At 61.4% G+C, this 13,288-nt stretch carries 11 protein-coding genes; 7 read left to right on the top strand and 4 right to left on the bottom strand.

The window, feature by feature from the left end; genetic code table 11:
- The first annotated feature begins 47 nt into the window (after window positions 1-47).
- Window positions 48-1,919: a beta-galactosidase gene (locus OKW40_RS28635; RefSeq protein ID WP_429492918.1), complete on the top strand. Its 1,872-nt coding sequence runs from the start codon at window positions 48-50 to the stop codon at window positions 1,917-1,919.
- 20 nt (window positions 1,920-1,939) lie between these two features.
- Here the strand turns inward: OKW40_RS28635 and OKW40_RS28630 are convergent, their stop codons facing one another.
- The 3 genes from OKW40_RS28630 to OKW40_RS28620 form a co-directional block, all read right to left on the bottom strand.
- Complete coding sequence (locus OKW40_RS28630; protein WP_429492916.1) at window positions 1,940-3,904, bottom strand: enterotoxin; 1,965 nt, start codon at window positions 3,902-3,904, stop codon at window positions 1,940-1,942.
- Window positions 3,905-3,958: 54 nt separating this feature from the next.
- The gene (locus OKW40_RS28625) at window positions 3,959-4,084 is read right to left on the bottom strand and encodes a hypothetical protein (RefSeq protein WP_260321215.1); all 126 of its coding nucleotides are present in this window, start codon (window positions 4,082-4,084) and stop codon (window positions 3,959-3,961) included.
- Between the two features lie 196 nt (window positions 4,085-4,280).
- Window positions 4,281-5,243 carry a 2-hydroxyacid dehydrogenase gene (locus OKW40_RS28620; RefSeq protein ID WP_187619784.1) on the bottom strand — a complete coding sequence of 321 codons (963 nt, stop codon included), beginning with the start codon at window positions 5,241-5,243 and terminating at the stop codon, window positions 4,281-4,283.
- Window positions 5,244-5,552: 309 nt separating this feature from the next.
- On the opposite strand from OKW40_RS28620, the gene OKW40_RS28615 reads away from it, so the two are divergent.
- From OKW40_RS28615 to OKW40_RS28595, 5 genes are all read left to right on the top strand, one after another.
- Window positions 5,553-6,311 (top strand): SDR family oxidoreductase, encoded by a 759-nt coding sequence (locus OKW40_RS28615; RefSeq protein ID WP_429353012.1) that lies wholly within the window; start codon window positions 5,553-5,555, stop codon window positions 6,309-6,311.
- 52 nt (window positions 6,312-6,363) lie between these two features.
- Entirely contained in the window at window positions 6,364-7,680 is a 1,317-nt protein-coding gene (locus OKW40_RS28610) for an MFS transporter (protein WP_429492914.1), read from the top strand.
- A 26-nt stretch (window positions 7,681-7,706) separates the two neighbouring features.
- Window positions 7,707-8,096 (top strand): VOC family protein, encoded by a 390-nt coding sequence (locus OKW40_RS28605; RefSeq protein ID WP_429492912.1) that lies wholly within the window; start codon window positions 7,707-7,709, stop codon window positions 8,094-8,096.
- Between the two features lie 108 nt (window positions 8,097-8,204).
- The gene (locus OKW40_RS28600) at window positions 8,205-9,449 is read left to right on the top strand and encodes a citrate synthase (protein WP_187613146.1); all 1,245 of its coding nucleotides are present in this window, start codon (window positions 8,205-8,207) and stop codon (window positions 9,447-9,449) included.
- 566 nt (window positions 9,450-10,015) lie between these two features.
- On the top strand, window positions 10,016-10,921 hold the full coding sequence (locus OKW40_RS28595) for a lipid A biosynthesis lauroyl acyltransferase (RefSeq protein ID WP_184061669.1): 906 nt from the start codon (window positions 10,016-10,018) through the stop codon (window positions 10,919-10,921).
- A 327-nt stretch (window positions 10,922-11,248) separates the two neighbouring features.
- On the opposite strand, the gene OKW40_RS28590 is transcribed toward OKW40_RS28595, so the two are convergent.
- Window positions 11,249-12,316 carry a diguanylate cyclase domain-containing protein gene (locus tag OKW40_RS28590; protein WP_429492910.1) on the bottom strand — a complete coding sequence of 356 codons (1,068 nt, stop codon included), beginning with the start codon at window positions 12,314-12,316 and terminating at the stop codon, window positions 11,249-11,251.
- Between the two features lie 410 nt (window positions 12,317-12,726).
- On the opposite strand from OKW40_RS28590, the gene OKW40_RS28585 reads away from it, so the two are divergent.
- Window positions 12,727-13,026, top strand: coding sequence for a filamentous hemagglutinin N-terminal domain-containing protein (locus OKW40_RS28585; RefSeq protein ID WP_429402566.1), 300 nt, complete (start codon window positions 12,727-12,729; stop codon window positions 13,024-13,026).
- The last annotated feature ends 262 nt before the right edge of the window (window positions 13,027-13,288 follow it).

Here is a 13,288-nt window from a genome sequence, read left to right as displayed (position 1 = left end):
CGTTCTCGCAGGTGCAGCCGATTTACAAGTAGCCTGCATTCGTCAACTTGACAACGCCCATCGTGAACCTCGAACGCAGCCATACCTTCTCCTTTAGCCCCGACGGCGAACATTTCCTGCTCGACGGCCTGCCGTTCCAGATTCGCAGCGGCGAGGTGCATCCAGCCCGCATCCCGCGCGAGTACTGGCGACACCGGATCCGCATGGCAAGGGCGATGGGGATGAACTGCATCGCGTTGTACATCATGTGGAATTACCACGAGACGCATAGAGGGGTGTTCGACTTCCGCAGCGGGAATCGCGATATCGAGGCCTTCATCCGCCTGTGCCAAGCCGAGCAGATGTGGGTGCTGTTGCGCCCCGGACCTTACGTGTGCGCGGAGTGGGATCTGGGCGGCCTCCCTTCCTGGCTGTTGCGCGATCCGGACATCCAGTTGCGGACCGACTCGGCCACCGATCCTCGCTACATGGCGGCGGTGGCTCGCTATATCGACGAACTGGTTCCGCATATCAAGCCATTGATGAGCGAGCACGGCGGACCGATCCTGATGATCCAGATCGAGAACGAATTCGGTTCGTATGCGAGCAATCCGGCTTACCTCGAAGAGCTCAGGCAGCTTTGGCTAGCAGGAGGCATAACCGGGCCGTTCTACACCGAAGACGGTCTCCCGCAACTCGAACGCAATCGCACCACGGTAACGGGCGGCGCGATCGCGCTGAGCAACGGCGACGCAGCGCAGATCGCAACCGTGCGCCGCGAATTCCCCTCGGTGCCCGCGATGGCTGGCGAGGTGTACCCAGGGTGGCTCACGCATTGGGGCGAAGCGGGGTTCGCGGGCGTGGACTACGACCTCTCCAGTACCTTGGCCACGTTCATGGAGGCGCGACTGTCGTTCAACCTGTATGTCATTCACGGCGGCACGAGCTTTGGCTTTTTTGCCGGCGCGAACGTGGACGCTTCAGGCAACTATCAGCCCGACATCACGAGCTACGACTACTGCGCGCCGATCAGCGAGCAAGGCATGGCGACGCCGAAGTACATGAAGTATCGAGACCTGATCGCCGGCTATCTGCCCGAACCCTTGCCAGCCATACCCGAGGTCATCGCCACGCTTGACTGCGCAGGCGCTGAGGCCTTGATGCCAACGCTCTACGCCTCGATCTGGGACAACCTGCCCGCGGCACTGCCACGCGAGCATGGCGTCGAGCCGCAGTCGTTTGAACGCTACGGTCAGGCGTTTGGCTTCGTGCTGTATCGCAAGTCTTTGCCGGAGCACGCGCGCGGTGTGCTGGATATCAGCGCCGTTCACGACTACGCAACGGTTTTCCTTGGTGAACGGTACGCGGGCGGCGTATCGAGAGCGCAACTGCCGCAGAAGTACGCGCAGTCGCTCCACATGATGCATCGCGCGCCGCTTGCCCTGCCTTCGGCGCGGCACAAGCACGGGTCGAACCCGGACGGCCAGGTAGCGCTGGAGATACTCGTCGAGGCCATGGGGCGCGTCAACTTCGGACCCGCGATCGTTGACCGTAAAGGTCTGCTCGAGCCGGTCACGATGAAACACGTCGACGGCTCGCTCGCGTTGCTCGAGGAATGGGACATCTACCTGCTGCCGATGGATGAAACGTTTATCGCCAACCTCAACGAAGACTGCACGAACCCACGGAAACCCGGTCTCTTTTATAAGGCGAACGTGCTGCTGACTGAAGTCGGCGACACCTGGCTCGACATGAGCAACTGGACTAAGGGTATCGTCTGGGTCAATGGCCACAATCTCGGACGCTACTGGAACATCGGCCCGCAAAAGCGCCTGTATTGTCCCGCGCCGTGGCTCGTGCAAGGTAACAACGAGGTGCTGGTCTTCGACCTCCATCAGATCGAGGCAAAGCTGATTCAACTGGCCGACAGGTTGTACTAGGGCCTACGCTTCGTCCCCCTTCACCGCTTCGCGGCGGCAACCGGCAGCAGTTCGAGCGTGAGCACTTCGAACGGCGCCAGTTGCACTGCTTGCGACAGATCAGCGTCCAGTTGAGCAGGAATACCGGAATCCCCCGCACGCCCAAGGCTGCGCGATTCGAATCGTGCCGCCGCGTGATCCGGCAGTTCCAGTTGGCGCCGCAGCTCGAGTGTGAAGCGTTGCGTGCGACTGTGAGGATTGCGCAGGGTCACGATCGCCTTGTGCGGCGCCCACGCTGCCCAACCGTAGGCCGCCTGTTCGTCCGGCGCTCCGCCGATCCAATGACTGTCGCGAAGAATGTCGCCGTTTTCGCGCGCCCATTGGGCGGCGCGCGCAAGCACATCCCAGTCGTGCTCGCCCAGCAGCGCCGGCGTAATGTAGAGCTCCTGCAATTGCGTGCCGGTCCCGAAGTACGACCACACTTCGTTGGAGAATGCGTCGCCCGCCGACGCATTGAGGCGTGGATTGCACTGCGCGTAGAGGATGCCGTGCAGCATCAGCGAATTGAGTGGAAAGAGCGGACTGCGCTCCACGACGTTGTGATACGTCTGCATGTCGCGGTATGTGATCCAGCGCTCGCGGTTGGTGCCGCTGCCCGCCAGGCCATCGTCGCTGCCGCCGCGCCAGATGGAGTCGACGTGGCGCAGCCAGAACGGCGACGGATGCGTACCTGTCGTGAGATTGATGAAGGTTTCGGGCTTGGCCGCGCGGATGTCCTCGATCAGTTGAATCGCCGCGTCCCAATCGCTGTCGAACAGGCTGCCGGGGAACACCCTGTCGGCATTGCCTGTGCCGTCGAACTTGAAATGGTTGACGCCGCCCTTGTCGAGCAAGTCCATCGCGACTTCATGAAAGCGCCGGTAATACGTCGGCCCCGATAATGCGAGACCGTTGTCGATGACCTCATAACCAGCGGCACGTCCTCGCGTCACGCGTTCCTGTTTCGGCGCACCGTAGCCGCCCCACGGGGAAAGCCATATGCCGGGAGCGGCACCGAATCGCGCGGCAGCGTCGCGCAGCGGAACGAAGCCATGTGGAAATGCCTTGCTGAATTGCCAGCCGCCGCCAAGGTCGTCCCAGCCATCGTCGAACAGAAGCGAATCGATCTGCACCCCGCGCGCTGTGTGCAACTCGTGGCCGATTGTTGCGATGCGCTCGAGGGCCTGCTCCTGCGTGTACGGCGTGAGGTAGCCGATGTCGCCCCAACTGTTGTAGTGCAGAAACGGGCGATACGGGCGAGCCCGTTCCCGCTCCAGATAGATGCCGAAGTCGCGCCGAACCTGGCCGTCGCTGGCTACACCTGCCACAGCGGAGTAGACCAGCGTCCTGTTTTTCTCCAGCGGCAACGCGCGATGCAGCATGAAGCTGAGGCTGTCGCCCTTCACCTGACTTGTCGCCAGCGGGTGCTCGAAGCCCAGATAGAAGTTGCCCGCAATGACCGGCGTGCCCTTGCGCTCACTACTGGCCCTGGCGCCTGGAGCGCGCGTCTTCAGCAACGACACGGCAGCAATTGCTTCGTCCTGAAGAAGCGCGGTAATCGCCAGCTGGACGCGCAGATATCGTGACCCTTCGCGCTGCACCACGCTCCATTGCACCTTTAGGCGTCCATGTGTATCTACCAGGGAGACGCTCGCGCGTCGCCCTGCGATTCGTTCGGCCAAGCGGGACGCATGCGGGTTGGGTTCGAGCGCAGCGTCGCTCACGGGCGCAACGACCCTCAGCTCGGCCAGGCCGATGGTGGTTCCGTCAGCGAGCGTGAGCGTGAACGGCGCTACGATGCGCAACGTGCGTTTGCGCTCGCAATCGATCAGTGAGAAACCGGCGAGACGTTTGTCCTCGTTCGTCCAGCGCAATGAAATCGCGTCGTTGCCGAACGAGGAGATATGGCCCGTCGTCTGGAGCACGGGCATGCCAGTTTGCGTAGGCGAAGCATGGTTGGCGCGCATGGAGAAACCTGTCTCGGGCCAGAGGAAGAGATTTTCGCCGCTCCGCGAATGGCGTCAGATAACGAACTGCGCCGTGGTGGAAGGCGCGAACAGTTCGTCGATAGTCATTATCCGCTCGGAAAGCCCCTGCGTATGGTGGTAGCGCAAGAACGCGTTGAGCACCGCTTCGTTGCCGGGCACACCGTAGCGCTCGCCCGAGGCGGCTCCGGAGCGGCGACTCTCAAATCCGCCAGCGCGTACTTACGACCCACTGCCGCCCTTCGGCCCGATGCGAAACCAACGGCTGCTTGCGTGTACAACGGCCGTTGGTCGATGTTTATCGGGAGACGGCTGGTCAGCCGGCGTCGCAACGTTACTGTCACGATGAGGGCGAGCCTTAGACAGGATTCGAGGCGGGCCGTCCTTCCAGCACGGCGGCGATATTGTCCAGCGCCGTAAAGCCCATCTGGTCGCGGGTCTCGATCGTCGCGCTGGCCATATGGGGCGTCAGGAACACGTTGTCGAGCTCAGCAAACCGCTTGTCGACGTTGGGCTCGTTCCGGTACACATCCAGAGCCGCGCTGAACAGATGACCCGACGTCAGGGCGTCATAAAGCGCATCTTCGTCCACCAGGCCGCCACGCGCCGCGTTAACAAAAATCGCGCCTGCGGGAAGGAGTCCAAACTCTCTTTTCGTCATGAGCGGGACGCTTCCACCCGGCACGTGCAGCGTGAGGACCTGGCAGTGCGGCAGCATTTCGTCGAGAGTGGCATAGAAGGTCGCGCCATTTTCCAGCGACGGGGCCGCACGGTGCATGTCCGTGTAGATCACGCGCATGCCGAATCCCTGCGCACGCTTAGCGACCGCCCGTCCAATACGCCCAAATCCGACGATGCCGAGCGTCTTGCCATTCACTCGCATACCCAGCATCTCGGTCATGCCGAACGATTTGCCCCATCCGTTGCGCATGATCCGTTCGTATTCTGACGCGCGACGGCACGCAGCCAGCAAGAGCAGCATGGAAAAATCGGCTGTGCACTCGGTCAACGCGTCGGGCGCGTTCGTCACGACGATTCCCCTTTCACGGGCCGCCGCTACGTCCATGTGATCGAAGCCCGCGCTCGCGTTCGCAATAATCTTGACCGTCGAAGGCAGCGCGGCAATGTGTTCCGCTTGCAGGCCGGATTTTTTCCCGATGAGTACGGCCGGCACGTCGTGCTTCTTGCAGAAGTCGACGACAGACCACGAATTCATATCGGACTCGGTCACGAAGGCATGGAATTCGGCCGCAGCGCGATTAGCCACGGCGGTGGGAACCGTTCGCGCAATCAACAGGCTGGTGCGTTTATCTTCCGACATGGTTTTTCCTTTGGTAGGCACACGTCGAGAGACTACGAAATCGCTGACCGGGCCGTCAATGTTGATTGGATGAATCAACTCCTCGGTGATGACTCGCCCCTATTGTTCGCGGCGCCTGCGCGTTGCGATCTGTTTCCGTCTTGTCCCTCTTCAATCTTGCTTGCGGCCACACGCGCATCAGGAAAACCCTGATGCGATCCCCATCCGCAAGGCCCGCGGATGTTGATTCAATGAATCAAGATTGCTCAACCCCTGATGCGAATGCGACTCTGTTTCCCATGTCCAATTGACTTGACGAGAGGAAAGGAAATGTCTGCATCGAAGAAGTTCGCAGCCGTGACGGGCGCCGGCTCCGGCATCGGCCGAACCGCCGCCGTCGCACTTGCTAACGCAGGATTCGCCGTCGCGCTGATCGGGCGCAGAGCCGAGCCGCTGCTGGAAACAAAGGAAGCAATCGGCAGGGCGGGGGGAGAAGCGGATGTATTCCAGGCCGACGTTGGCGACGCAGCATCGGTCGAGCACGCGTTTTCGGGAATTGCCGAGGCATTCGGTCGGCTCGACGTGCTGTTCAACAACGCGGGGCGCAATGCTGGGGCTGTCCCTCTGGAAGACTACGAAGTCGACTTCTGGAACGACGTCGTGGCCACCAATCTGACCGGCGTTTTCCTCTGCGCTCGCGCCGCTTATCGTTTGATGAAGGCACAGTCCCCGCAAGGCGGACGAATCATCAACAACGGATCGATCTCCGCCCACTCGCCAAGGCCGCATACCATTGCCTATACGGCAACAAAACATGCTGTGACTGGCATCACCAGATCGATCGCGCTGGACGGACGCGCATTCAACATCGCCTGCAGCCAGATCGACATCGGCAACGCCGCCACATCGCTCACTGAACGGATGAACCACGGCGTACTGCAAGCGGACGGACGCCTGGCACCCGAAGCAAGAATGGATGTGACGCACGTGGCGAATGCAGTCGTGCACATGGCCAGTCTTCCGCTCGAAGCCAATGTTCTCAATATGACCATCATGGCGACCGCCATGCCGTTCGTCGGCCGCGGATAAATCGCCCTTAAGCCAACTAAAAAAACAACAGGCTAATGTTACGGAGACACCGATGAAAATCGCAGAGGAACAAACATTGCCGGTGGGAACCCCGGCTTACGCGGATACCACGAATCGCTCCAGAGTCCGCTACGTCGTGCTCTCGATGTTGCTCATGGCCACCATTCTGAATTACGTGGACCGGTCGGCGCTGGGCATCGTTGCGCCGGGCCTCTCGAAGGGGCTGGCGCTCAACAAGATGCAGATGGGCGAGCTGTTTGCTGCATTTGGTCTTGCCTATTCCATTGCGCTGGTGCCCGGCGGAGTGCTGACCGACATTCTCGGCTCACGCCTCGCCTATGCGCTGTCTCTGGTCGGTTGGTCGTTCGCCACGCTGTCGCAGGGTTTCGCGACCGGCTATCAGATGCTGCTCGGGTCGCGGCTCGCCATCGGCGCACTGGAGGCGCCGGCCTTCCCTTCAAACGCACGCGCCGTGACCTTGTGGTTTCCCGCCCGGGAACGCGGCTTCGCGACCAGCGTCTACGTAATGGGGCAATACATCGGGACGCCCTTGTTCACCGGATTGTTGCTGTGGATCTCCGCCGCGTATGGTTGGCGGACGGTCTTTTATGTGACCGGTGGCTTCGGCATTCTGTTCAGTCTGCTCTGGTACCGGGTTTACCGCGATCCGCATCAGCACCCGCGCGTGAATGCCACCGAGCTGCAATACATCAATGAAGGTGCCGCGGCGACGCGCAAGCCCCGCGAGAAGTTCGACTGGCGCATGGCGCTCAAGCTGCTCACCTACCGGCAGGTTCTCGCCATCTGTCTCGGAAAGTTCTGTAACAACACGCTGCTGGTCTTCTTCACCACGTGGTTCATGACCTATCTGATCGAAGCGCGTCACATGTCGATGATCAAGGTTGGGATCTTCCAGGCACTGCCTTTTATCGGCGCCACGGTCGGCATTCTCGCGGCCGGCTCCCTTTCGGACTTTTTTATTCGGCGCGGAGTGGCGCTTTCGACAGCGCGCAAGGCTCCGCTCATCATCGGCACGATGCTCGGCGCGTCTATCGTGCTTGTCAATTTCGTCGAGTCGAACGAGCTGGTGATCGCCATCCTGACGATCGCGTTCTTCGCGCAGGGCGTCGGGTCGATGTCGTGGGCCGCCGTTTCCGAAATCGCGCCTCGACAGTACGTGGGACTGACCAGCAGCATCACGAGCCTCGCGGCCAACATCGCGGCCGTCACCACGCCGCTCATGATCGGCTACATCACCCAGCACACCGGCCACTTCTACTGGGCCCTCAACCTGATGGGCGCGATCTGCCTGCTCGGAACGTTTTCGTATTCCGTGCTGCTGGGCAAGCTTTCCCGCATCGAACTGTGATGCTTTCAACTATACGGTGAAATCGGATGATTGAATTCAAGTGGGATCATCTGCAACTGTGCTCGGCGGACGCCGAAGCCACTGCGGCATGGTTTGCGCGCTGCCTGAACGCCGAGATCGTGCGTCGTCCTGGGCGAGTGGATTTGCGCATCGGCAGCATCAACCTTTTCATCACCTCGCTGGCGAGCGCCCAGGCCGGCCACCCTCGCTGCGAGCGGCAGCAGGGCATAGATCATTTCGGCGTGGTCGTGGACGATATCGACGCGGCGTTCGTGCATCTGTTGCTCTGCGACGCGGAAATCGTCGAACCGATCAAGCAGGTTCGCCCCGGCGTCAGAGCCTGCTTCGTGCGCTCGCCCGGTGACGTTCTCGTTGAGATACTGGAGCGGCGACCCGCCGAGATGACTTTTACCTGAAAAAACGTCAATATTGGCGCTGGATCGGGCGTGCTCGAGTGCAAGGCGCGATCTGCGTCGTCACTCCCCCGTTGCCCCGTTGCGCTGCATCACCTTGCTTGCCATCCCATGCGAAACTGGATCACTCTGACTGAAGCGGCTCGACAACTCGGAGTGCAGGCGCAGACTGTCTATGCGTATGTAAGTCGAGGTACCATCGCCGTCATGCCGGATCCGCTCGACCCACGCAAGAGCCTCTATCGCGCGGAGGACGTCGCCGGTCTGTGCCGAAAAAAGCAGGTGGGACGCAAGCGCGAAGCGCTCGCCGCCGGGACCATATTCGGTGCGGAACCCTGCATTTACAGCAGCATTACCACCTTCTCAAAAGGCCGGCCCTACTACCGGGGGCGGGATAGCATCCGGCTTTCGGACGCGGCGACGCTTGAAGACGTGGCGGCCATTCTCTGGAACGCGCGCGCCCCCGTTTCCTTCGAAAGCGGCGAGTTGCCGCTACAGGGCGACGAGCGCGGCAGGCAATGCGCGTTCACATCGCTGGCAGCGCTCGCGGCCTGTGGACACTCGACCCTCGGACGCACGGACAGCGCACTGCATGTCGAGGCCGGCCGGCTCGTGGCGCTGATCGCACAAGCGTTTGGTGCGCGACGCGGCGCGAACGCACAAATGACGCATGAGCGGCTCGCGCTTGGTTGGGGCCAGGACCGCGATGGCGCCGAACTTATCCGCCGTGCCTTAGTCCTCGTGGCCGACCATGAGATTACGAGTTCCGCGTTCGCCGCCAGGATTACCGCCTCCACCGGCGCGTCGCTGCCCGGATGCCTGCTCACGGGACTCGCGACTTTCTCCGGCCCACTGCATGGCGACGCGTCAGGCCGCGTGCGGGCCGTGTTCGACGACGTCGGAAGACTCGGTGCGCAGCACGTGGTTGCCCATCACTTGCAGTCGGCCATTCCAATCCCCGGGTTTGGACATCATCTGTATCCGGACGGCGATCCGAGGGCGGCCGCGGTGCTCGAAGTGCTGAATCCGCCTCAAGAGATCATGTCGTTCATCAACAAGGTGGTTGAGCTGACCGGGCTCAAGCCAAATATCGACGTTGCGCTTGCGGCCCTGACGGCTCAACTGGCGTTGCCGCGCGATGCGTCGTTCGCGTTGTTCGCAACAGCCCGGAGCGTGGGTTTGCTCGCGCACTGCATTGAGCAACTCCGGGTGAGCAAGGTCATACGGCCACGAGGCCGCTATACCGGGCCGGCGCTGGAAGACGCCGCCCCCGAGTCGCCTGCGGAAGGCAGCGAGAATACGCTCGATCCAGCCACGCTCGACAAGAATCGCTTATTCAGGCCGGTTGGGCGCTGAGAGACGCGTCACCTGGATCTTTGCCGAAACAAAAAACCTCGACGCCGATCGGCTCTTGCCGAGAGGGCCGGCTTGTTCCAGTGGACGTAAGCGTTTTGAGCGAAGCGGCGTCGGTAGCTTCGAAGACGTTGCCACCATGCTTATGGCGATGGATGGGGCATGCGACGCCAGACCATGGCCGGATTGCGGACGGAAGGTCTGGAGTCTGGGCGGGCGCCGACATTCCAGGGGTTGCATCAACGTGCGTCCGAGCGGCCGCTCTTGGGCCGACTCCTGCCTGACGGCGGTCGGCGGCTCGCGACCCGGATCTGCCCTTCGCCCTAATGTGGACTCGGCGGCGGCTTTCAAAGTAGAACGGCCGCCTGGTGGTGCATCCGCGCTGCAGGCGCTTGCCGCCCATACGCAGTCGTTTTCGCCAGGGAGAACCGAGAACCCCTGGCGTCCACCTGGGTAGCCCGTCACAACGCAGTACGTGCGATACTTCTCTGCTGCCATCGCCATGCTATGCCACCAGGATCTCGAATTTTGTTATACATCCGTAAGTATTCGTATTTTTCCGTGTCGCGATGAGTGATTCTCGCAAGCGGGGGAGGTTCTTGGGGCGATTAGGCTATGTCTTGATTGTAGTGCTGCTGCGCGTCTTCGCAGTCCTTCCCTATACGCTCGTCGCGAGGTTCGGCAGCGCGCTTGGGGCAATGTTATATGCACTTCCAAGCTCCCGAAAACATATCGCTCTCGTCAATCTGCGTCTCTGTTTTCCGGGCAAGAGCGAGTGCGAGTACGACGACCTTGCCAGAAACCATTTTCGCCACGTCGTTCGAAGCTATCTCGAACGAGGGATTCAATGGTATGGCAGCGCGCAAAGGATACGGAAGCTGGTCCACATCGAAAGTCGAATCGATCTGGAAGACAGGAATGCTCCACCGACCATCTTTCTGGGCTTCCATTTCGTGAGCATCGAGGTCGGCTGCATACTCTACTCAACGCGCCTGCCCGCCGCCTCACTGTATACACGCATGTCGAACGCGCGCCTTTGCAGTCTAGCCAAGCGGCAACGCGGCAGATTTGGCGCCGAGATGATTGAACGTTCGACAAGCGCCAGAAAGATCGTCGGCTTACTTCGTTCAGGCAAACCAGTCATGCTGGCTGCTGACATGGATCACGGCATACACAACTCCGTTTTTGTGCCGTTTTTTGGCGTCCCCGCGTGCACACTCACTTCGGTTTCGCGCCTTGCTCGACTGGCCCATGCGCGGGTTGTACCATTCATGACTGAAGTATTGCCCGACTACCGCGGGTATAAGCTGACCATCTTCGAGCCGCTCAGCGACTTTCCTTCAGAAAGTGAGACGATCGACGCGCGCCGATTGAATGAATTTCTTGAAACGCAGATCAATCGGTGCCCAGAGCAATATTACTGGGTGCATCGACGCTTCAAGAATCGTCCACCGGGCGTACCAGGTGTGTACTGAGCACACCGTCCGTAAGGCATGCGACCGTTCCTGGTTGTGTGCTTCCGTGAGGTAACGCAATGAGCTCGACTGACAGGCATAGGTCCGCTATCTGAGTGGACCGGACGTTTGAGTGTCTGTCCGAATGCTCGAGCGTATGGCCGTTCGTGGCCGGATGGCGACCGTCTCAGTTCGCCCCACTCCGGGCCAAACTCCAGCCGCGAAATGAAACTACCTTCCGCAGCGAGACGACGCGCACATGCTCCCAGATACGAGCGTCCGCGGCCCTGCACCTGCATCAAATGCGCTCGCCAACACGAGCAGGGCACCGCGGGGAACCCTATCCGCTTACGCGCCGGCACCCGTCTCATCGAAGAATGAGGTTTTGTCCGTCCCGTTCGCTTTGGCGCGATACATCGCGCTATCGGCCTGGCGCATCAGGGCGTGTACATCAAGACGTTCGTCCGCGCTATTGGTACCGAGCATGCGCACGCCAATGCTGGCCGATACGGCGACGGGATGACCGCCGATCTCTCGAAGCCCATGAAGGATGTCGTGAATACCGTCGGCAATCGCCCGCGCGCCGGCGTCGCCATGCACGTGGCGGGCGAGCACCGCGAACTCGTCGCCTCCCAGGCGGGCAACCGTATCGCCGCGGCGAATGCGTGTCTGCAGACCGTTGGCGAAGCACTGCAACAGTTCATCACCCACCGCATGCCCATAAGCGTCATTGACGTATTTGAAGCCGTCGAGATCGATGAACAGCAAGACAGACTGTCCTTTATCGTCGTCTCGCGCCGCAGTCGCTTTAGCGATCGCCTGCTCGAGGCGAGTGCGGTTGCTGAGTCCTGTCAGAGGGTCCGTCGCAGCCTGCCGTTCGAGCCGATGCACGAGGGCCATCAAGTACACGGAAGTCGCCGCGATGCTGAGCATGATGCCCAATCCCACCGCGAGGTTTTCTCTCCACCACGGCTCGACGCGCATCAAAATCACGACGCCTGCAAGCGCAACTGCACATGAAAGTAGCAACGGCCGCTTGCCGTGGCGGCAACCGGCACCCACAAGGAACCAGAACACGACCCAGAGCAAGGGCAGCGCCACGCGCCCGCCGAGCGCCAAGGCAGTCATGACAAGCGCCTGGTCTGCAATGGTGGTGACCGTCAATCGAAGGCGCGGCCGAACTGTCGCGGCGGTCGCGGCTACGTATGTCGCCACACCGAATACAACGTATGCGAAAACCACACCCAGAGTGTCATACGCGGCGGCCGTGCGTTGGAGCGCGGCGACGGCGATATAGCCGATCAACACCACCGTGCCCAGGCATATCCGGAGGAGCGCCTGCTCCTTCTCAGGTTGTCCGCGAAAGACACCTAGAAACGTTTGCTCATGCCAACGCTGCGCGCCCGGCCGCTCCATGCCGTCTACCCGTCAATATTGTCTTTTGGAGCGGGCATTCTATCGCTTTTGCCGGCGACCAATGCTTCTTGCCGCTCTCTCCGTCCGCTTCCGAGGGTTGAACGGCCATTCCTGCCGCCGCGGCGACCGACACACATCCCCGCCTGAAGCGGTACCGGCAAGCACCGGGTGCATGCCCAAATACCGGTTGGTCTTTTGAAACGCGCTGCTACACATTAGGCTGTGTTGTGCGGTATGGCGGCTTTCGCGCCTTGCCTGGTCGCAACAATCTGCGTTCCGCGACGACGCCCCCAACCCCGCGCAATGGGCTATCCTTTTCGCTGGCGTATGCCGGCGCGGCACTCATCGCGCCTCGGTCGCGGCCTTCCGCGTGGAACCGTGCTCTGCGCCCGCTGCCGCTTGCACTTTGGGTGCCGCTCGCGCTCGCCGCGTGGTGCGTGCCGATGGCCCACGCGGCCGGACCACTGCCGCAGGGCGGCGCCTTCGTCCGGGGCCAAGGCGCGATGACGAGCGGCACCACTTCGCTAACGATCGACCAGTCCTCGTCCCGCGGCGTGATCGACTGGCACAGCTTCTCGATCGGCAACGGCAACACCGTCGCCTTCAACAACGGGTCGGGCGCGACGCTGAACCGTGTCACGGGCGGCGATCCGTCATCGATTCTCGGCAAGCTCACCGCCAACGCGGCACACTCACAGCCATGTGAATGAGGGCAGACGTCGAATAACCTTTAACGCGTGCAGCCAACCGACGTCAGGCACAGGTCGTTGCAAACCGGCCAGTTCTCGACGGAGAAGGGTAGCCATCACCTACATCGACTGCATTTCGCTGGCGCCTGGGGCCTGGGACCTGGGGCCTCAATCAGCATCAGGTCGAAATCGGCTCACCTAATCCTGGCCCGCTTGCAAGTGTCGAGCGGGTGCATGCGAGCAGCTCGCCGTTGCAGTTCGAGCCGGATCGATTCTTTGGGAG

This window comes from Paraburkholderia sp. RAU6.4a (assembly GCF_050435625.1).
GTDB classification, from domain to species: Bacteria; Pseudomonadota; Gammaproteobacteria; order Burkholderiales; family Burkholderiaceae; genus Paraburkholderia; species Paraburkholderia tuberum.
This window is presented reverse-complemented; position numbering and strand designations above follow the sequence as displayed.

Excerpts from the sequence above, each read along its gene's own strand:
- OKW40_RS28630 (WP_429492916.1), bottom strand. The coding sequence starts at position 3,904 with ATGCGCGCCAACCATGCTTCGCCTACGCAAACTGGCATGCCCGTGCTC.
- OKW40_RS28620 (WP_187619784.1), bottom strand. The coding sequence starts at position 5,243 with ATGTCGGAAGATAAACGCACCAGCCTGTTGATTGCGCGAACGGTTCCC.
- OKW40_RS28615 (WP_429353012.1), top strand. The coding sequence starts at position 5,553 with ATGTCTGCATCGAAGAAGTTCGCAGCCGTGACGGGCGCCGGCTCCGGC.
- OKW40_RS28610 (WP_429492914.1), top strand. The coding sequence starts at position 6,364 with ATGAAAATCGCAGAGGAACAAACATTGCCGGTGGGAACCCCGGCTTAC.
- OKW40_RS28605 (WP_429492912.1), top strand. The coding sequence starts at position 7,707 with ATGATTGAATTCAAGTGGGATCATCTGCAACTGTGCTCGGCGGACGCC.
- OKW40_RS28600 (WP_187613146.1), top strand. The coding sequence starts at position 8,205 with ATGCGAAACTGGATCACTCTGACTGAAGCGGCTCGACAACTCGGAGTG.
- OKW40_RS28595 (WP_184061669.1), top strand. The coding sequence starts at position 10,016 with ATGAGTGATTCTCGCAAGCGGGGGAGGTTCTTGGGGCGATTAGGCTAT.
- OKW40_RS28590 (WP_429492910.1), bottom strand. The coding sequence starts at position 12,316 with ATGGAGCGGCCGGGCGCGCAGCGTTGGCATGAGCAAACGTTTCTAGGT.